The organism is Gardnerella vaginalis (genome assembly GCF_040427915.1).
Taxonomy (GTDB): Bacteria; Actinomycetota; Actinomycetes; order Actinomycetales; family Bifidobacteriaceae; genus Bifidobacterium; species Bifidobacterium vaginale_C.
This window is the reverse complement of record NZ_JBETXJ010000002.1, coordinates 617,413-638,244: the sequence shown is the minus strand read 5'-3', so window position 1 is coordinate 638,244 and position 20,832 is coordinate 617,413. Positions and strand designations below refer to the sequence as shown.

Annotated in this window: 17 protein-coding genes and 1 tRNA gene; 2 read left to right on the top strand and 16 right to left on the bottom strand. The window is 44.3% G+C overall.

Features of this window, described 5'->3' with window-relative positions:
* Positions 1 to 4: 4 nt before the first annotated feature.
* From ABVC65_RS02590 to atpB, 13 genes are all read right to left on the bottom strand, one after another.
* On the bottom strand, positions 5 to 1,276 hold the full coding sequence (locus tag ABVC65_RS02590; protein WP_353582535.1) for a DUF2318 domain-containing protein: 1,272 nt from the start codon (positions 1,274 to 1,276) through the stop codon (positions 5 to 7).
* Positions 1,277 to 1,417: 141 nt separating this feature from the next.
* Positions 1,418 to 2,050: an iron transporter gene (locus tag ABVC65_RS02585; protein WP_004122746.1), complete on the bottom strand. Its 633-nt coding sequence runs from the start codon at positions 2,048 to 2,050 to the stop codon at positions 1,418 to 1,420.
* Positions 2,051 to 2,122: 72 nt separating this feature from the next.
* Entirely contained in the window at positions 2,123 to 3,859 is a 1,737-nt protein-coding gene (locus ABVC65_RS02580) for an FTR1 family iron permease (protein WP_353582534.1), read from the bottom strand.
* A 261-nt stretch (positions 3,860 to 4,120) separates the two neighbouring features.
* Positions 4,121 to 5,143: an FAD:protein FMN transferase gene (locus tag ABVC65_RS02575; protein ID WP_353582910.1), complete on the bottom strand. Its 1,023-nt coding sequence runs from the start codon at positions 5,141 to 5,143 to the stop codon at positions 4,121 to 4,123.
* Between the two features lie 872 nt (positions 5,144 to 6,015).
* Positions 6,016 to 7,494, bottom strand: coding sequence for a hypothetical protein (locus ABVC65_RS02570; protein ID WP_353582533.1), 1,479 nt, complete (start codon positions 7,492 to 7,494; stop codon positions 6,016 to 6,018).
* A 644-nt stretch (positions 7,495 to 8,138) separates the two neighbouring features.
* The gene (locus ABVC65_RS02565; RefSeq protein WP_004120485.1) at positions 8,139 to 8,453 is read right to left on the bottom strand and encodes a F0F1 ATP synthase subunit epsilon; all 315 of its coding nucleotides are present in this window, start codon (positions 8,451 to 8,453) and stop codon (positions 8,139 to 8,141) included.
* 2 nt (positions 8,454 to 8,455) lie between these two features.
* Positions 8,456 to 9,943: a F0F1 ATP synthase subunit beta gene (gene atpD, locus ABVC65_RS02560; RefSeq protein WP_004120484.1), complete on the bottom strand. Its 1,488-nt coding sequence runs from the start codon at positions 9,941 to 9,943 to the stop codon at positions 8,456 to 8,458.
* Between the two features lie 6 nt (positions 9,944 to 9,949).
* Positions 9,950 to 10,954 carry a F0F1 ATP synthase subunit gamma gene (locus ABVC65_RS02555; RefSeq protein WP_004114205.1) on the bottom strand — a complete coding sequence of 335 codons (1,005 nt, stop codon included), beginning with the start codon at positions 10,952 to 10,954 and terminating at the stop codon, positions 9,950 to 9,952.
* Between the two features lie 3 nt (positions 10,955 to 10,957).
* Positions 10,958 to 12,619 (bottom strand): F0F1 ATP synthase subunit alpha, encoded by a 1,662-nt coding sequence (atpA, locus tag ABVC65_RS02550; protein ID WP_353582532.1) that lies wholly within the window; start codon positions 12,617 to 12,619, stop codon positions 10,958 to 10,960.
* Positions 12,620 to 12,636: 17 nt separating this feature from the next.
* Positions 12,637 to 13,218, bottom strand: coding sequence for a F0F1 ATP synthase subunit delta (locus tag ABVC65_RS02545; protein ID WP_004114200.1), 582 nt, complete (start codon positions 13,216 to 13,218; stop codon positions 12,637 to 12,639).
* Between the two features lie 75 nt (positions 13,219 to 13,293).
* A complete protein-coding gene (locus ABVC65_RS02540; protein WP_004120482.1) occupies positions 13,294 to 13,836 on the bottom strand; it encodes a F0F1 ATP synthase subunit B in 543 nt (180 codons plus the stop codon).
* A gap of 64 nt (positions 13,837 to 13,900) precedes the next feature.
* Positions 13,901 to 14,134 carry an ATP synthase F0 subunit C gene (gene atpE / locus ABVC65_RS02535; RefSeq protein WP_004114197.1) on the bottom strand — a complete coding sequence of 78 codons (234 nt, stop codon included), beginning with the start codon at positions 14,132 to 14,134 and terminating at the stop codon, positions 13,901 to 13,903.
* A 75-nt stretch (positions 14,135 to 14,209) separates the two neighbouring features.
* Positions 14,210 to 15,064: a F0F1 ATP synthase subunit A gene (gene atpB / locus ABVC65_RS02530; RefSeq protein ID WP_004120481.1), complete on the bottom strand. Its 855-nt coding sequence runs from the start codon at positions 15,062 to 15,064 to the stop codon at positions 14,210 to 14,212.
* A gap of 427 nt (positions 15,065 to 15,491) precedes the next feature.
* On the opposite strand from atpB, the gene ABVC65_RS02525 reads away from it, so the two are divergent.
* Positions 15,492 to 15,565 (top strand) — tRNA-Met (locus tag ABVC65_RS02525).
* Between the two features lie 87 nt (positions 15,566 to 15,652).
* On the opposite strand, the gene ABVC65_RS02520 is transcribed toward ABVC65_RS02525, so the two are convergent.
* From ABVC65_RS02520 to ABVC65_RS02510, 3 genes are read right to left on the bottom strand one after another with little or no spacing between them, the layout of a single operon-like run.
* Entirely contained in the window at positions 15,653 to 16,666 is a 1,014-nt protein-coding gene (locus ABVC65_RS02520) for a co-chaperone YbbN (protein WP_353582531.1), read from the bottom strand.
* A gap of 36 nt (positions 16,667 to 16,702) precedes the next feature.
* Positions 16,703 to 17,728 carry a hypothetical protein gene (locus ABVC65_RS02515; RefSeq protein WP_353582530.1) on the bottom strand — a complete coding sequence of 342 codons (1,026 nt, stop codon included), beginning with the start codon at positions 17,726 to 17,728 and terminating at the stop codon, positions 16,703 to 16,705.
* A gap of 15 nt (positions 17,729 to 17,743) precedes the next feature.
* Complete coding sequence (locus ABVC65_RS02510) at positions 17,744 to 19,561, bottom strand: hypothetical protein (RefSeq protein ID WP_353582529.1); 1,818 nt, start codon at positions 19,559 to 19,561, stop codon at positions 17,744 to 17,746.
* Positions 19,562 to 19,810: 249 nt separating this feature from the next.
* On the opposite strand from ABVC65_RS02510, the gene ABVC65_RS02505 reads away from it, so the two are divergent.
* A complete protein-coding gene (locus tag ABVC65_RS02505; protein ID WP_353582528.1) occupies positions 19,811 to 20,806 on the top strand; it encodes an FKBP-type peptidyl-prolyl cis-trans isomerase in 996 nt (331 codons plus the stop codon).
* The last annotated feature ends 26 nt before the right edge of the window (positions 20,807 to 20,832 follow it).

The following is a 20,832-nucleotide window of genomic DNA, read 5'->3' as shown; positions in this document are numbered from 1 at the left end:
ACTCCTACTTAAAGTGCGAGCTAAGCACGTCTAAATCGGCTGTGTGAATGGTAATTTTGCCACCACCAGCCTTGTACGGGAATGGAATCGGGTTGCATCCGCCCTTAAATCCAATAGTCGCCAAGTTTATTGCAACATCGCATTTTCGGCATATTATCTTGCCATCTTTTTCGTAGTAGCCAGCATCGCCGCAATTTTCGCAAGCATCCAAGCCCACGCCATACGCTCCACCATTTTTCTTGATGATTATAAAGCGCATAACAGTGCCATCTTTAGCTTTATATTGGAATCGATGCAAGTGGCCATCGCTAATTTGAACAAAGTTGATTGTTGCTACGCCATCGTGCAACTCATACGGTTCTGGAGGCGTAAGTGTTGGCTTAATATTCATAAGAGACACGCCAGCAGTAAGAGTAAGTATTACTACAATTGCAGCCAAAAGAGCTGCAAGCGCGGACCTTCTAGATTTGCGCTTAAACGCTCGCTTTGCGCGGATTTGTGCAGGATTTTCTCCAACTACAGGCGTCTTAAAACCAATCACAATAGACGCAAATGCAGGAATCAAGAACACGCAAATTTGCGCAATAATCATAAGCGGAGCGTTGTTTATAAGCCAAACAAGAATTCTAAACGAAAAATCGTCTATATACAGCAAAATACTTCCTTGCATAATTTGCAGCAAAGACGTTAAATGCTGAATTAGCAAGATTATTATGCTTAGAATAATTGCGATTTTAAAGGCGATTTTACTGGAGGTTGTGCGCAAAGACCTAACCATAAGACTTATGCAAATCGCAGCAGCCGCGCCAAGAATAAATCCCAGTGCGCGAAGAAGCATATCGGAAGTAAACGGAGGCGTGCTGGAGTCAACGAAAATCGTAAGCTGCAAAATCACGTCTGGAAGCGCGTAAAACACTGTAAACGCTAGGCATAGCGCACTAATTGCATTGCTTATGTGCAAGGGCAGCGGATTTTTGCGCCATTTTGCAACCGTTTTGCCAGATGCAGCAACACAGACGATTGCGGCAATATCTAGCGGAACGGCAATGCAAAGCGCTGGAAGATTCACAAAATTGCGCTGATTAATCACCACGCTTGCACGCAAAAATGCAAAAACAAGCGCCGCAACTGTTCCAAAAATCAAGCCGAAAAGTCGCCAGCGGGAGCTGATTGGCTTATCTCTCCCCTCGCCAACGCTTAGAGTTGCGCTTAATCCCATTGTAAGCAGCGCAAGAGGGAGCAGCCCTGGAAGTACTGTAACGAACAGCCTGAGCATGTCTCCCTCCTTTACTGTTTACATATTATTTTTGTTTTTTATTTACTTATTTTTGTTTTTTATTTACTTATTTTTGTTTTTTATTCATGCATTATGCATTATTTATTTGTTGTTTTTATTCACAAACTACCACTGGCAAAACTACCACTGACGTGGAGTGTACTTCCAATCGTCGAATGTAGCAGTAATTGGCTCAGTCCAGAATCTGCCAGTCACGCCCGTAGCAGGATCTACGTGAAGCATCCAGCCCTTCTTTTCTGGCGATTCAACAGAAAGCACCAACTTGTAGTTTCCAGCCTTATCGAGCTTAACATTTGCGCCGTAGTGTGGGCCATCGGAAGCGTTCATTTGCATAAACGTACCCTTTACAACAGCGTCGCCGCTCGCCTTATCAATAATTTGATAATTTACAGTCAAATCTGGAATGAACTCGCCCTTACCGTAGCCAAGCTTTGTGCCTTCCTTGTTTGCGTGAATATCAGCCTCAAGGTGGAAGCTTGCCTCGCTTGCCTTTAAGCCCATGCCTGCTGGAACCATATCGACTGGCTGGAAGTACACTGCACCAATCGTAAGTGGTCCAATGTTCTGGTCTTGGTTAGGTCCAACTGGAACCTCTTCAAAGCCCTTGTCTCCGCCCTTGTCGTCAGCCTTCTGCTCGGATGCTTGTGGCTTTGACGTAGACTTTGCTGCGTTTCCATTTGCACCGCAACCCGTAAGAGTTAGCATTCCTGCGAGCGCCAAGGCTGCGATTGCAATCATCTTTTTGTTCTTCATATCTAACCTTTTCTGTTAGTTAATTATTTGTTTATTATTGCTTGATTTTTAGTTTTGACTTTTAGTTTTGACTTATCCGCGAACGGTTGCTGGCGACTTATGTGTGCGCAAAATAGACACGCATAGCAGTGCAATAACCACGATTGCAGCTACAACTTGTGCTGAAATCGTTTCAACGTACGGATAGAATCCAAGCCAATCGTTAGTTGGCAAGCCTTGAATATAAACTCCAGCGATTGCGTCACCCTCTATGAGCGCGTGTACGCCGCCGCCAGCAAAAATCACCACTAGGATGCACATTAGAGCGCTGGTTCCTGTAAAGAATGGGCGAATTGGTATGCGAACGGATGCAAAGCGAATTAGCAGGAAGATTACAACCAAAACAGCGGCTGCAGCCACAAATCCGCCCCAGATCATGGAGTCTGCTCCACTTGATACGGCAAAAATCGCTTGGTAGAAGATTACAGTTTCTGCACCTTCGCGGAACACTGCTAGGAAGCTTAACAGTGCTAGAGAAATCAGGCTTCCTTTAGAAACTGCTGCCGTCGTTTGGTTGCGAATATACTCGTTCCAAGCTTGCACAGAAGACCTTGAAATCATCCAATTGCTTGTGTACAGCAGCATGAGCATTGCAAACAGCGCCACAACGCCTTCAGTGATTTCTTGCTGCGGGCCAGAGCCGTTAAACAACAATCCAAATAGCGCAGCAACAATAAGCGAAGCTATGATTCCAGCGACAAGCCCCATGTAAATGTACTTAACCATGTGCTTGTGCCCAGATTTAATAAGATACGCGATTATTGCGGCGACAACCAGCAGCGCTTCTAATCCTTCACGTAGCAAAATTATAAAAGCCTGTCCAAAGGAGCTTGTTATAAATTGCATGAACGGATTGGAGTTAGACGTCGCTCCTCCGTCTAGTTTTGCCGCATCTTCAACAAGCATTGACTTAAGATCGGTCACGAACTTTTTTGTTTGCTCAAATGTTTTGCCATTGTTCATAGCCTGTCTGCACTCTTTGAACTGGTATTCAACAGTGCTTACTCGGCTTCCGCTTATTGCGTTCATCACATTCTTCTCAAAACCGAGCTTTTCGTAATATTGGTAATAGGCTTCGTTTACTAAATCAACAGCTTTGGCAACTTCTTGCTTATTTCCTTTTGCTGCTTTGTACGTTGATGCAGATTTATCTAGTATAACGTTCATTTCTCGCGCTACTTGGCTCCAAGTTCTGCCGTTTCGCCCAAGATTTTTCTTTTTTGCTGCGTCGAGCTTTTTACGCTCTTTTGCGATTTGAGCGCGCAATTTAGATGCATAAACATTCGGCTTATCTAGCTGCGTGTTTGCATCGAGTTGAGAAGCGGTTTGCGCAATATCTCTTTCTAGCGTAGATGCCACTTCACTAATCTGTGCGCTTTGATTTTGTTGATATACCAAAGTTTGCAGTTGCTGGAACTGGTCACTTTGCGACTGCACTTTATCCTGCCCAATTGTGTCTCGAACAACGGTTATGAAATTGGATGCTACGTATACTGAGTTGTATGCAGCTTGGAATCTGGTTGCAGCTCCTGCCATATTTGCACTATTGTATTCGTTTTTACCTTGTTCTATTTGGCTTGTAACTGCTGAAGAAACTTCTGACCAACTGTTGTAGGTTTTGTCGGCGTCAGTTGCGTAGGCTATGGTTGGCTCGCCTACTAATCCTACTAATCCGACTACTCCCATTGCGCAACTTATTAAAATGCATATTGACAACAAAAATGCCGATGCGCTCGCAACTTTCTGGCGCGCTTTTGCACACTCGCGCATAATGTCTCCATATCTCCTTTGGCTCTATCCCCCCATTGAGCGCACACAATTTTTCTATTTTCATTTAGTTTTAATCGTTCAAATTTTTTGGCGGCTTTTGCACGGTTTGTATTCCCGTTTTATTCTGTTTAAAGTCGCTTCGCAAGTAACCCCATGAACATAATATCGATATATCAGGTAGATTGATATAGTTCAGCGCAAAAAACACGCAAATATTACAAAATGATATTGATAATGATAATTATCTTTGGGTGATCTGGGTTAAGCAGCAAAAAAGCGCGCTGGGAAGGCACACGTTTTGCGAAGCGCATGATTTGGCAGCATTACAGCAAACTCAGCGCCAACATTTTGCACGATTTTTTGCAAATAGTTTTCTTGCGATACAAACAACGCACTTGCAATCGCGTCGGCATAAGCTGTTGGAAAATCGCAAGTTTTAGCAGGAATATACGCCCAACTTGCACATAAATCGCAAGCAGGAATGCCGTCAAGCGCATTAATCAAGTGGGTCGCAATTAAATTAGACTCAAAGCCATTTGCGTCTTTGCCTAAGTAACTTGCATCTTTTACTTTCCATCGCCTTCTTGCATTAGACGATGCACACAGCGCCCCGCTTGCGATTGATGCCACTCCAACTGCTTGAGTTGCATCAAAAGGATTTTCCAGAGCCACTTTTATTTTGTAATCTTCATTGCTAAAGTAAACGCGCATATCGCCACCAGCGTTTACCAAAAAATCAAAATCCGCAGGAAGCTGCTCGCTAAGCTCCTCTTTAATAATCTGCGTTACAAGATCTACAAAATAGCCTTTTCCAGCTGCACCAAAATCAAGCTGCACTGGCTGATTTGTGCAAAGCATTGTGCTGCCGCCACCTTGCGAAATATCTGCCCACGTAACTGGCAAAGCGCGGCGGTAATCAGCCCAGCTGTCACTGCTACTATTCTCATTCTTACCTGCGCCAGCTTTCGATTGCGGAATAAAGCGAACAGAATTGTTGTAGCCAAGCGCAAGCAAATCCGCGCCAATGCACGCGTCGAAAGCGCCGTGCGTTGCAGCGTAAAACTCGCTATAAAGCGCAAAAAGCGGCTGCACCCACGTTGGAAACTCAAACTCGCCGCCATGCTCCGCACGAGCCATGTGCGAAACAAGCGAATCCGCACGAAAGCGCGAAAGTACCGATTCATACTCGTCAACAAAAGCACGAATCCGCTGCTCAACTCGCTGCGCAATCGGCACGCTGCTAGAGATAATAATCCCCGTTCCAAGCGCGCGCTCAATCGCCATTACATTCCTAAACATCGCTTTCCTCACTCTCAATACCAAACACTCTATCAATCATCAAAAACCGCAACAATATCCCCCAAAATCCACAAAATAGCAAAATGTCGTCATAGTTTACAGAAAGCCATGTTCTATACCGACATTTTGGCAAAATGAAGGCATAGCGTGCAAAAAATACTCATCTATACCTACATTTTTGCAAAAACGCGCTATAGAAACATAGTCAGCATCGGCAACATCACACCACTTGTTTCGGCGTAGACAACGCAGCAGTGGCATGCACGCATAAAGAAAAGGGTCTTCGAGCTTAAAGCGTAGCGCGAGAAGTCACCTAGATTCGCTGAGCCGCTCAAACGTAAAGTCCAGTGGACTTTACGTGCAGCGAAGACGTGAGCGCGCTGTAACGCGCGAGCGATTTCCCCGCGTTTGTTTACGTATTTGACGATCTTGGGAACAAACGCAGGATAAAAGAAACAAAAGCAGGAACACTTTCCCGAGATTGTTCCCTTTTTGACCCATTTGGTAAACAAAAGCAGGAACACTTTCCCACGTTTGTTTACGTATTTGGCGATTTTGGGAACAAATGCGGGATAAAAGAAGTAAAAATAATACATAAAACACACAAAACATAAAAAGGGTTTGTTAGAAGTAATCTAACAAACCCTTAAAACCAGAAGGAAGAATCCCGTCCCTAGCGGGAAACAACCAACCAGCAACAAGCATCAAGCACAATCAAACAGCAACCCGAACTCCACATGGTAAGAAAAGGAAATTTTCGGCAAACCACACGAAACCCAAGCCACTATTTGAAAGCTCGTGATACGCGTGAAGAAAAACAACACGCGTATCACACGCTCAACGCAAGCCTTTTTAACTTAGTGACGCATCTTGCGAACAGCAGCACCCATACCAGCAAGCATAGAAGCAGCCAAAGCAGTCAAAGCAACACCAACACCAGCATTACCAAGCTTCTCGCCAGCCTTACCACCATGACCATTGCCACCCTTGGCGCCCATACCAGCAAGCTCACCCTTAGCAGCAGCGGCCTTACCAGCAACACCAGCTGGAGCAGCAGCAGCCTGAGCCTTAGCCTCAACCTTCTTAGCCTCAGCCTTAGCAGCAGCAGGAGCAGCAGGGAAATCAGTAGAAACTGGGTTCAAAGTGTTAGGATCAGCAAAGCCCTTAACAGCAGAAGCCTCAACCTCAACAGCCTTATTATAAGCAGCACGATAATTCACAAGAGCAGCATTATAAGCAGCAGCAGCAAGCAAAGCCTTACCACTCTTCTCTCCGAAATCCTTCTCAGCATTAGCATACTCATGAGTCCTATAAGCATTAGCCCTAGACTGAGCAGCCTTCAAATCAATAACAGCAGCCTTGTAAGCATCAGTATCAGTCTTACCAGCCACGCGAAGAGCCTCTTCACGATCAGCAGCAGACTTCACCTGAGCATCAAAAGCAGCCATCTGAGTCTTAGCAGCCTCATAATCAGCCTTAGACTTAACAAACTTCTCCTGAGCATCCTTATTAGTAGCATCAGCCTCAGCCAACACAACCTGAGTACGCATCAACTCAGCAGAAGCAGCAGACTTAGTTGGATCAGCAGTCTGAACAGGCTTGGTGTGATCTGGGGTAGTCTGATCTGGCTTAGTCTGATCTGGCTTAGTCTGATCAGGCTTAGTTGAATCAGGTGTAACACCATTAAGCTGGTTGATAATTTCCTGCTGCATCTTTACATTAGCCTTAGCCTGCTCAACAAGCTGCTTCTGAGACTCAACAGCAGCCTCAGCACCAGCACGAACAAGCTCATCAGCATCAGCATATCCCTGCAAAGCAGTGTAAGCATTCGCAGGAGTATCCTTCTTAGTTGTCACTCCAGCAGCACCACGTTCCTGATAAGTATATGTCTTCTTATCCTTATCAGCAGTGGCTTCATCAATAACCTTCTGAAGATTCTTGCCCTTTTCAGTCTTAGCAAAAGCATCTTTATTAGCTTGTTCGCTTGCACCTTTAGCGCCACACTCCTCTTTTAGAGCATCATCATAAGCTTTTTGAGCATCCTTAATCTTCTGCTCTGCAGCATCTGCAACCTTCTTAGCAGCATCAGCCTTAGCCTTAGAAGTAGAAGCCTTAACAGTAGCTGCAGCAAGAGTAGCGTTATCCTTGATAAGCTGCTTATTTGCTTCAGCCAAATTCTTCATATAGGTTCTCAAGTCCTTATTAGCAGCAAGAACTTCAAGAGTATGCTCAGCAGCATCTTTTCTAGCACCAGCGAATGCTGGGGTTGCCATTGCGAAGCCGGCAAGCAAAGTAGCGCCAGCAGCGAAAGCGGCGATAGCCTTCTTATTCATCATTTTAATTTCCTTTCTTCTTCTCCTCCGTGCAGGTACACGAAGAAAAATTTTAAACATCCAACAACATTCAAAACATTGTGGATAACCACCATCTAGAGCATCTAGCTAGCAGCTGTTATTAACATACCCCCCCCCGTTTAAAAAAGTCAAGAGGCAACCACACAAAACAAACAGAAAAAAATAATGTTACACACAAACTAATCCACAATAAAAACTATTTTCACCATAATATTTGTGGATTAACACTAATAAAACCGTAAAAACACATTGTTTCAAGGTTTTTAAAGAATTTTCCCAGACTTTTCTCAGGAAACTACTCAAACAAGAACACCAACACCTGAAAACCATTGAAAAATCAACATTCCACACAACCCACACACGCAACACGCCGACAACCAACCAACAACCACACCCAATTAACTTCCCGCGTTTGTTCCCTTTTTGACCCATTTGGTAAACAAAAGCAGGAACACTTCCACGCGTTTGTTTACGTATTTGGCGATTTTGGGAACAAACGCGGGCAAAAATAAACAAAAACGGGATAAAAGAAACAAAAAAGCAGGAGCCGCGATAAATAATCGCAAACTCCTGCTTATCGAGCGTACCTTATTACAAAAGTCAGCCTTAGATTAACTTAGATCACATTAAATCACTTTAGCGTTAGGCAACACATTGCCGTCTTTATCAACGTTACAACTGTGCTCAACAGCAATAGTAATATTGTCTGAGTCAACAGAAAAGAATCCGTCAGTCACCTTGAAAACATGACGAACGCCCTTCAAATCGTCAACCTTCACAAAACCGTGATCAATCAACGCAAGCACAGCCTCATGCCCAGGAAGAACACCCATTGTGCCATTCACGGAAGGAATAACCACAAACTTGGCATCGCCTTCCCAAACAGGATGCCTGGCTGCAACCACACTAACGTGCAGCGTTTTCACTTGCTTTTCTGCCATAATCACGCACCAAACTCTTGCTTCATATCGTGCCAACGACGCTCAAGATCGTCGATACCACCAATGCCAGAGAACGCCTGCTCAGGAATCTCATCGTAAGTACCATTGCAAATTCGCGTAAACGCCTCAATGGTCTCATCAGCTGGAACATAAGAACCTGGACGACCAGTGAACTTTTCAGCCACATAGAAGTTCTGACCAAGGAACTGCTCAATCTTACGAGCACGGCTCACAGTGGTCTTATCTTCCTCACCAAGCTCATCAATACCAATCAAAGCGATGATGTCCTGAAGCTCCTTATTACGCTGCAAAATAGCCTTCACACGATTAGCGCAATCGTAGTGAGCCTGACCAACATAACGCGGATCAAGAATTCGCGAAGTAGAAGTCAAAGGATCCACAGCTGGGTAAATACCCTTAGCCGCAATATCACGCGAAAGCTCAGTAGTAGCATCCAAGTGAGTAAAGGTTGTTGCAGGTGCAGGATCGGTGTAATCATCTGCAGGCACGTAAATAGCCTGAAGCGACGTAATAGAATGACCGCGCGTAGAAGTAATACGCTCCTGCAACGCACCCATTTCATCCGCCAAGTTTGGCTGATAACCGACTGCAGAAGGCATACGACCAAGCAAAGTGGAAACCTCAGAACCTGCCTGAGTAAAGCGGAAGATGTTGTCGATAAACAGCAACACATCCTGATTCTGAACATCACGGAAATACTCAGCCATAGTCAAAGCAGTAAGAGGCACGCGAAGACGAGTCCCAGGAGGCTCATCCATCTGACCAAAGACAAGCGCTGTTTTCTCCAAAACGCCAGCCTCAGCCATTTCGCCAATCAAATCGTTACCCTCACGAGTACGTTCGCCAACGCCAGCAAACACAGACACACCACCGTGATTCTGTGCAACGCGCTGAATCATCTCCTGAATCAACACGGTTTTACCAACGCCTGCGCCGCCGAACAGACCAATCTTTCCGCCCTGTACGTAAGGCGTAAGCAAATCGATAACCTTGATACCAGTTTCAAACATTTGAGTCTTAGACTCAAGCTGATCGAAAGCAGGTGGGTTGCGGTGAATTGGCCACCTTTCAGTAACCTCAATGTTCTCGCCTGGCTTAGCGTTCAAAATGTTACCAGTTACGTCAAAAACATGACCCTTAGTAATATCGCCAACAGGCACAGAAATTGGTCCACCAGTATCGCGTACTAAAGCGCCACGGACCAAGCCGTCCGTAGGCTTTAAAGCAACTGCACGCACAGTGGAATCACCAAGATGCTGCTCAACTTCCAATGTAATCTCGTGAACAGTATCTCCCTCCGTATTTCCAACGGTGTTGATATCCACTTTGAGAGCATTGTAAATATCTGGAAGATAGCCGACTGGGAATTCAACGTCAATCACGGAACCCTGAACACGAGTTACGCGACCAGCCGTTGGATCGGCTTCCTTTGCATCTTCTGGAGGTGCTGTGGTCTGATCTTCAGCCATATGCTCCTATTCCTCCTCATTATTCAGCGCGTCAGCGCTGCCGATAATCTCGGTAAGTTCTTGTGTGATGGAAGCCTGGCGAGAAGCATTAAGCTTTCTTGTCAAATCCTCCACCAAATTGCGGGCGTTATCTGTAGCCGTATGCATAGCATTCTGTCTACTAGCTGTTTCGGAAGCAGCAGAAGTAAGCAAACATTCGTGTATACGCGATTGAATATACTTTGGCAAAACCGAATCCAACACTTCGTCTGGACTTGGCTCAAAGCAATATTCCACAGCGTCCGGATTACTGCGACTAACAGCTTCTTCTCGAGCCGAAACCGCACCCGTAGACGAAAGCGAAGCCGAAGGGCCAGAAGCTGCCTCGTAATCTGGACGATGCATAGCAAACTCTTCGCCGTCCTTTAAAGGAACCAGCTCAACTGGAAGCATGCGCAGCGTACGAACCTTCTGCCTCACCATGTTTATAAACTCGGTGAATACAATGTAAAGCTCCGAAACTCCTCCATCTTCTTCTGGAGTCATATACGCATCCATTAAAGTATCGGAAATTCGCTCCGCAATAGTCACATCAGGATGATCAGTAGACCCTTCCCAAGTGCCTGCAACATCGCGATTACGATACTTGTAATAGGTTGCGCCACGGCGACCATACACGTACAGCTCAGCGTGCTTTCCTTCCGCATCCAACTTTGCGAGCAACGCCTCGGTTTCTCGAATAATCGAAGACGTAAACGCGCCAGCCATGCCACGGTCTGAAGTTAACGCCAACACGGCTACGCGATTACCCGAACGCTCTTTACCAAAAATAGGATGCTTAATATTCGCTTCATGATGAGCTACCAACGCCTGCACGGCATCGAAAATTGCGTCGCTATAAGGCTTAGCATTTAGAGCGATATCACGCGCTTTTGCTATATGAGAAGACGCAATCATTTCCTGAGCCTTAAAGATTTTACCTAAAGACTGTGTGGAAATAATTCTCGATTTCAATGCAAGTTGGGAGGACATACGCTACTTCCCCTCAGATTCACGATTATCCGACTTCGGCTTTGCAACAAGCTGCTCTTTTTCAACTGGAGCAGGGTTTTCAGCTGGAGGCAGAGAATCCTTAACAATCAAAGGCTTACCTGCAGAAGTCTTAAACATCCTACGGAAGTCCTCAATTGCAGCATCAAGCTTCGATTCTGTTTCTTTAGTGAAATCTTCAGTATCGCGAATCACTTGCAAAATGTCGGTTCCCTTATCGAGATAATCCAACATCTCACGTTCAAAGCGAAGCACGTCTTTTACAGGAATATCGTCTAGCTTTCCATGAGTGCCTGCCCACACGGAAACAACTTCTTGCTCCATAGAATGAGGCGAGAACTGCTTCTGCTTAAGCAACTCGGTTAAACGAGCGCCACGAGTGAGCTGAGCCTTGGAAGCTGCATCCAAATCGGAAGCGAACATTGCAAAGGATTCCAAAGACTTGTATCGAGCCAAAGAAATCTTAAGCATGCCAGAGACCTTCTTCAAAGCCTTAGCCTGAGCAGCACCACCAACACGAGACACGGAAATACCAACATCGACTGCTGGACGCTGGCCTGCGTTGAACAAATCAGACTGCAAGAAGATCTGACCATCAGTGATAGAAATCACGTTAGTTGGAATGTATGCAGAAACGTCATTTGCCTTGGTTTCAATAATTGGCAAGCCAGTCATTGAGCCGCCGCCCATATCGTCAGAAAGCTTTGCGCATCTTTCTAGCAGACGAGAGTGAAGATAGAACACATCGCCTGGATACGCTTCACGCCCAGGTGGGCGACGAAGAAGCAAAGAAATCGAACGATATGCTTCTGCTTGCTTAGACAAGTCGTCGAAAACAATCAAAACGTGCTTGCCGTTGTACATCCAATGCTGACCAATTGCAGAACCAGTGTATGGAGCAATGTACTTAAAACCTGCAGAATCCGAAGCTGGGCTTGCAACGATTGTTGTGTACTTCATAGCGCCTGCTTCTTCGAGGCTTTGACGTACAGATGCGATTGTTGAACCCTTTTGTCCGATTGCTACGTAAATGCAACGGACTTGCTTCTTTGGATCTCCACTTTCCCAGTTTGTGCGCTGGTTAATAATCGTATCGATTGCAATTGCTGTTTTACCAGTTTGACGGTCGCCAATAATCAACTGACGCTGACCACGGCCAATTGGCGTCATTGCGTCAATTGCCTTTAAACCAGTAGACAAAGGCTCGTCCACAGGGTGACGATGGATCACGTCTGGAGCCTGGGCTTCAAGAATACGACGCTCCTTGCACTCGATTACACCTAGACCATCGATTGGATTACCCAATGGGTCTACAGTACGACCAAGATAGGCGTCTCCCACTGGCACCGATAACACTTCGCCAGTGCGGTAAACTTCCTGCCCTTCTTCAATGCCCGTAAAATCGCCTAGAATAACCACGCCGATTTCGTGAGCATCAAGGTTAAACGCTAAGCCAAGGGTGTCGTTTTCGAAGGTGAGCAGCTCGTTTGCCATGCAGCCAGATAATCCAGCTACGTGTGCAATGCCGTCACCAGCCGTAACAACATAACCAACTTCTTGCGTTGGCATGTCTGCCGGCTTATACGAGTCAACGAACCCGTCAAGTGCCTTGCGTATAAGGGCGGGATCAATAGATAGTTCCGCCATAATTCTCCTTATTTAACTTATTTCACTGCCTGTGTCCAAGCACCATTTCGCGCAGAACGCTGCAACTGCTTAAGCTGCATCAACATTGTGCGGTCTGTTACTTGATCGCCAATACGTATACGCATTCCACCAAGCACGTTTGGATCCACAATTGGGTTTATGTAGGCACGATGACCCAACTTGTTGCTGTAAATCTCAATCAAACGCTTGATTTGCTTATCCGTAAGAGGCTGAGCGGTTGTAACCGTAACCAAAGTTTCGCCTGCTTCGCGCTCAAAACCAGACCATGCGCCTCCAAAGCTGCCCGTCTTACCGCTTTCGGCGCCGCCATGCCAAGTACCTACAAGATAGTGCATAATGCGCAGCACAACAGGATGCGCCTTACCTCCAATAAGCTCGTCAATCAGTCGTGACTTATCTTCCGAAGACCTATTTGGATCGGTAATAGCGTCAGAAAGCTCTGGATACTTTTCCAATGTATCCATCATTGTCGAAAGCTCATCAGATATGCGCTGAGCTTCGTCATGAGCATCTGAAATGGCTTGCGCAAGCGAAGAGCGTGATAAGTTTTCGCTTACTCGCGATGCCTTTTCTGGCATCCTTACCTCCTCATTCATGCAAAACTTAAGTAGTAATTAAGCAATACTAAAAAATCGTTTTAGCTACTCTTTTAACTACTTGTTTTGACCCGAACTCTTAACGTCTCCCACTTCATCAATAACATGGTCAATGATTTTGGAGCCTACGGTATCGTCATCTAGCTTAGACGCAAGAATCTTTCCAGCTAATGCTGCAGCGAGTACCGATACCTCTCCTTGGAGGCTAGTCATGGCGTGCTTATGCTGAGCCTCAATGGAATGCTGAGCTTCGCTAATGATTTTCGCAGCGTCCTTTTCGGCACGCTGTCTTGCTTCATCAACAATCTTGGAAGCTTGTGCGCGAGCCTGTTCGCGAGTTTTTGCGGCATCTGCTTGAGCTTGTGCAAGTTCTTCTTCCATCTGGCTCTTTAACTCATCAGCTTCACGCTGCGCGTTTGCTGCTTTAGCCATTCCGCCTTCGATTTTTTCTGCACGCTCATCGAGAATTGCCTGGAATTTAGGCATAACGAACTTGTAGAAAAACGCTGCAAGAATTACCAAAACAACTAACGACCACACTACGTCGTAAGGCTCAGGCAAGAACAATGCCAAACCATTACTCTCAGATGAATGTGCCATGGCTTGTCCTTTCTATTCTTTCAACACTTTTATATTTGTGCTGGAACGAGTTGTTTCGTTCGGTTCATTTTCCCATAATGTAGGCAACGAATCCGAGCAAGCCCAGAACCTCGATGAATGCCAAGCCAACGAACATGAACAGCTGAATACGGTTTCCGACTTCTGGCTGACGTGCAGTGGACTCCATAGCTTTAGCAACAACGATTGCCATGCCAAGTGCAGGAGAGATTGTTGCCACAGCAAAGCCAAGAATGCTCAGGTTACCGATCAGTCCTGCTAGAGCGATGATGTTATTCATTGGTTTCCTTTCTGTTAAAACAGTAACCAGTATAAACCCATAAGATGTGTAAAATCTGAGAGTTAAGCTAATGCACTATGCAACAGCAACAGCAGATTTTTCTTCTTCCTCTGGGTAACTTTCCGAAATGTAGACGGATGCAAGCACGGTAAAGATAAATGCCTGCAATCCTGCTACCATAATTTCGAATAGGGTAAACAGAATGCCACCAAGCAGCCATAATGCACCGCCGAAGGCAAGGAGTTTATTGCTGGAATCCACCACAAAGAAGTTGGTGAATACTAAGCAAGTGGCCACCAGCAAATGGCCAGCAATCATATTCGCAAACAAACGGATTGTAAGCGAAAGTGGTCGCACAATTATTAATTCTATGAGCTGCAATGGCGAAAGAATAAAGTAAATCGGCCATGGCACTCCCGCTGGGAATAATGCTTCACGGAAGAATCGCAAAAAACCTTTTTCGCGTATGCCAGCAATAAGATATTGGCATACAACCCATAAAGCAAATACAAGCGGACCAGCAATGGTTGCGGTTGCAGCCATATTCAATCCTGGAATCACAGAACAAAGATTAAAGAAGAAAATTGTTATGAACAATGTAGACATCATTGGCACGTAGCGCTTGCCACGTTCTTCGCCAATCATCTCGTACACAATGTTGTATCGTACAAAGTCCATTAGGATTTCTAGCACGCTTTGGAATCTACCTGGAACAACCTTTGCGCGAGCAGCACCAATTCCAAAAACAATCATAACGATTACTGCCATAAGCACACGCACTAAAATAATGCGGTTCATTGCAAATGGTGTGCCTTGGAACAAAATCTCCGGAGGTAAAAACTCATCAATCTTAGGCAACTCTGGACTTTCTGAAGCTAGCAATACTGCCGAATTCACAGTGCCAGCTAAGACTCCGATAGCTCCACTCATCAGCTCCTCCTTATAAGGCGTCGTTTATATCGCTACTCACGTCTGGTTAATACCAATCCATCAAAAGCTAAGTTGTATAAACAGCAAATCCTGAAAATCTATTCGTTGGCGTGCGTACGAAACGAAAATACATCTCTAAAAAGCTGATTCTACTCTTGGTTCGTACATTTAAGTCATATCGTTGATTAATAACGAGTTTTGCACTTATAACAGAATTAGCAAGTCGATAGCCAGTTGTTTATTGTACTCCACTTCTGTTTAGAATTAAACTACTTTTAGATTTATTTGTTGTATTTATTTTGCACAAAATTACACAAATCCTCGGTTGCTGGCGACTAACAACACAAAAAAACAAATAGAAACACGCCGAGAACTTGACAAATCACAATTTGCACCTATCGTAGATAGAGCTGCTAAAAGTAGCCGACGCGGGGTGGAGCAGCTCGGTAGCTCGCTGGGCTCATAACCCAGAGGTCCATGGTTCAAATCCATGCCCCGCTACTAGAAAGCCAAGAATCGCATATTTCTCACGAATGCGAATCTTGGCTTTTCTTTTACTTTTTATCCATCAGGTGCAATCATCCATAATCAATAAAGGAGAATTGCTAAGCGACGACGCGCACGATTCAAACGCTCATCGCCAGCTGGAAGCATTGCAAAATACTCAAGCATACGTTCTTTAATAACATCTGCACTATCGCGATGACCAGCAAGAAAATCAAGAAGCCTACTAAAAGCATCTTCAATATGACCATCAATCATATCCACATCTGCTACAGCAAGCTGAGCGGAAGCATCACTAGGATTATCACCAGCAGCCTTGCGCACACCCTCCACATTTGTGTTTGCATTTCTGCCAAGAAGCAATGCTTTAGCGCGTTCGCGAGATGCCAAAGAATCATTCGGGTTAGCCTGCAATACTTTTTCATACTCACTTGCAGCTAAAGCATAATCGCCATTCATAGCCGCCTCATGCGCAATTTTGTGTTCTGGCGGAACATCAGAAGAATCTACAGAATCCGCAGAATTATTGCCTACACCAGAATCGCCTGTAGAATCGCCTGAATCAACATAAGGAGCCATCCCAGCTACACCAGATTTTTCCGCAACTTTAACCAACTGAGGCAGAATATCATTACAAATCTGCTGCAACTCATCTACACTAGGCAATCCCTGACAAATAGGCATTGGTCTGCCTCCAACCAATCCATATACAGCTGGAAGCTGCTGTGCGCGTAAAGCTTGAGCAATTGATGGACTTTCATCCGCATCAATACGAGCAAGCTGCATTCTGCCATCTAACGCAGTAATAGAATCCGCAAGTTTTTGTGCTAAATCATAAGAAGTTTCATCGCTTTTTTGCCATACAAGCAAAATAATTGGAAAACTTACAGAAGTCTGAACCATTGCCTGAAAAGTTTGTTCATTAACATCAATCACATACCCCCCAGCAGGAGGCATCTTAGACTGAGGTTTTCCTGACTTTGCAGCCGCTTCTCGTTTTGCAAGAGCTTCTGCTTTGCGCTTTACACCTTCCAAGTCCACTGCTCCAGCCAGAGAGAATCCGCCTGGGTTCATACCCATTGATTGTGAATCAACCATAATTTCCTCTTTCGCTTATATTGCTTATACAACTGCTTACAGGGCTTCTACCTTTATAGGCTGACGCTCCGCTCCCACAGGCACAATCTGCGCATTAGAGCCAGCTGGTGGAACAACCATTGCTACAACATTTACGTAAGTCACACGCATTGTAGAAGTAGCTTTAGCATTTCCAAACAAAGCTTTCTCCTCGTCAGACGCCGGTCTTGATTCTCGACCTTCTCCAGCTCTCCTAGTCCACACGGAGTCAATACGCGCAACTACTAAATCACTACCATCGCTTGCGCGCATAACGCTAATCTGATTTGGAACTGAAGCAAAAACCTGTTCCTGAGAACCTTTGTTTCGCTCCATTCCTGCTTGAACAGTCTTAGACAATTCTGCTAATTTTGCGCGCAAATAATCACTAGCAAAACTCTTTGCAAATTTACTGGATTCTCCTTGCTGCAGAACATCAGCATAAGCCGCTGCTGCTGCATGAGGAGTCATAACAAGACCAGAATCATTTGCTTTACCCATTGAAGCGCCAATTGAAGAAACAGGGAATTTTGGCAGACGTACACCAGGAAATAGCCTTGCAACTGCCCACAATTTATAGTTTGAACGTGCCCTATCCTGACGAATCACCAACAATCGCTTAGACTGTTGGTCTTTTGTTGTAGTAGTAATCGTCATCAAATCACGAGGCCAATTTGCATTCGTAGGCACAATAGTCTGAGCAACTTCACGAGGAATTGTTGTTTTTGGGTCCAATTTTCCTGTTTTAGCCGCAATCGCAAGTTCACTAGTTCGCACAAGCATTGCAGGACCACTCATATATTCATCAAGATTACTAGAATTCTTCTCTTCATTTGCGCGCTCTAATGACCTCAAAACTCTTAAACGTATATCTTTTTCTCTAATAGACGTTACGTTTGGAAGTTCCTTTGTGCTATGCCCCTCAGCGGCTTTAGGAACTTGACCATCGCAAGCACTAAGAGCAAAACACATAATTAACGACATTATTGTAGCGAATGCAAATCTTACGTAATCTTTGATTTTATGCGCATAAAACATAGTCATACTTACTTTCCACACTCACTTTTGCTCATTTCCACGCGCATTATTTTTACGCCTACGATTCTGGTTATAGTTTGAATTCGTGTTACCACTAGCGTTTCTGTTATTTGCATTATTTTCGCCGCTATTTCTATTACGATTATCTAATTCGCTAGATCGACGATTTTTGCCATATTTTTGCCCGCGCTGATTATTCTGACCATTCTGACCATTCTTGCGCTGGTCGCGATGATTATTTGAATCACGATGATTTCCTTGATCTCGCGACTTGCTGCGATTATTTGACTTTTCATTGCTTGAGTCGCCAGCAACCGCGGATTTACTACGATTATCTCTATATTTGCGATTCTCTACATCTCTGCTGCTAGAACGATCATCTTGATTGTCATGCAAATCACGATTTCTTCTACCATATCTACTATTGCGATTGCTGCGATTGCTGTGACTCGACTTTCTAGAATTATTATTGCTACTATTTCCAGAATGTTCCTTTGAAGATTGCTTTTTATTAGAATCATCATTCAAAGAATCTTTGGAATCACGGATAGCATCATCGTCATCTTTAAAAGAATCAGAGGAAGATTTATCAGAAGAAACGTCAGAAACTTCTAAAACAGTAGACGAATCGCTATTATTCTTGGAAACATCCGAAACTGATTCACTAGCAAAACGAGCAAAATAAGACTGCAAATCTTCTTTAGAAATCACAGCGGTTTCATCCAAGGATGGAGTTGGAGAAGAGTTTAGACCAGACTTTACGTTTACAGACAAATCCACGGTTGCTTGCGACTTTGCAACACGAGTTTTTGAATGAGCACCATGACGAGCATGAGAAGCAGAAGAACCCTTACGCCTTGACTTTTTATCTTTAGCAAAACTGCCAAAAATACCAGCCATTGTGCCAGCAAAAGCATCTGAGAATTTAACTTCGTCGTCTCTGGAAACATTTTCTACAGTAATAAGACCACTTCTACTAGCCACCAAACGCTTATTGCGCCTGCGATGTGGAGCCATAGCGAACACAGAAGCAGAAAGGGCACAAAGCAGAACAAACAGTGCTCCAACAAAATACAAAGGAGTTGCAAAATCCGGAAGATTGTGTCTACGCCAACGAAGCTCTACGAATGCTTCAGGAGAATTTTTACCCAAGTCAATAATCAGAACGCGTCGAGAAATCCTGGCACGCAATGCGGATGAAACTTTTTGATGATTCGACTGATCATTTTCTTGATTTGCTTGATTTTCTTGATTTGCTTGATTTACAGCATTGCCACTGCTAAAATCTCCAGGAACAATGTTCTCAGACTGTTCAAAATCTTCCGCATTAACAAACAATTTAGCCAAACCCATTTGGCAAGTCGCATTAGTCCACAAATCCGAATCTTTAAAATCGACATCTTTAGAAGCCTTAGAATCAGAGTTATTCGCGGAATCTACAGAATTTTTGTTATTCAAATCTGACTTTGCAGAATCATCTGCCTTCATAGGAACAGTAGAAAGATTCTCCCAATCTTGCAAACCAATTATTCTCTGTACAGAGTAGCCACGAGTCCACCCACGAACATCTTTAGCCAAGCCAACTGCTACACAAATCGGCTTACGAGTATTAAGGGCCGCAACACTAATTTTTACGCGGTAATCCACAAGATTTAAAACACCCGGATCCGTAACAATGTATCTTGAACCATACACGTTTGCATGAGCCGAAACAATAGAGTTCGGCTTCCAAACTGTGGCATTAAGAACACCAAGAACAATACTAAGCACAGCAAGCAACCCAAAAATAGGTGCCACGATTCCTCGCATAAACTTAGCTCGTTTTGTAGGTCGTTGCATCAAACCTCTTTCTGCATCCTAATCAGCAATAAATCATGCATTATGCTTGTAACCAGAGCATGAATTCTTTTTGATATTCGCCTTAATAATCGTCATATCGTATTTGCTCCTATCTATTCTACAATCTTTCATAATCTTTTATAATCAATCGATTGTTACATTTATTAATCTTTTACAATTCTTCGTAATATTTCAATATATTTTGCTGCTAAACGATTAAAATCAGACTCAAGCGATAGTCTTAAACCTATGAGAAAAACCAGATTATACACAATCAAATCTTTTGCAATACGCGCAATTAGCACAATTGGCGCTGCAGCCTTGTGTTTTACAATGTCATCTTGCAGCGGGAATAGCACAAATGACAACGGAATGGCAGACCCAGCCGCAAATGCCGCTGGAATGCAAGTTTTAAGCGGCGTTAAGGCTAGTGGAACTTTAGGCAAGCAGCCAAAGGTTGATATAACTACCCCTATAGATGTAAAACCAAATTCTTACGCCATTTTGCAATATGGAAATGGCGCTAAAATCTCAGAAAATAGCCGCGTATGCGCTAATGGCATTGTGTACAATGCTAAAAATGGCAAAGAACTTATGAATACTTGGAAGCAAGGCAAACCAGACTGCTCAATCACTATTAAAAAAGGTGTTACGAGCAAGCCTTACTACATGCTGCTTAAAGGAAGAAAAATTAATTCCACGATTGCATTTGGCGTGCCTGCAAATCCACAAACTAAGCAAGACGCGTACGTAATGGTGCTAACTCTTGTTTCTTCAATGAAATCTCTTGAACGCGCAACAGGCAACAAAGTTAAGGATATTCCTGAAAATCTGCCTAAGGTAACTCTTAGTAAATCTGGAGAACCATCGTTAGATAAGAATAACTATGTGCCAGACGGAAAGTTGGTTTCTCAGACTTTGATTGAAGGAACTGGCAAAGAGGTAACCAAAGAAAGCACTGTCACAGCTCATTACACTGGGTGGACTACCGATAAAGACGGCAAATTGCATCAATTTGATTCGTCATGGAAGCGCGGCGCGCCTGCAGACTTCTCGCTTGATGGGCAAGTGATTCCAGGATGGACTAAGGGCTTAACTGGAAAGAAAGTTGGATCCCAAGTTCTTTTGGTAATTCCTCCAGAAGATGGTTATGGCAAAGAAGATAAGAAGGATGCGCAAGGAAATGTGACAATTCCTGCAAATTCAACGCTTTACTTTGTTGTAGATATTCTCTATGCTTCCTGATCTCTTAATTTATTAGTGATCAATTA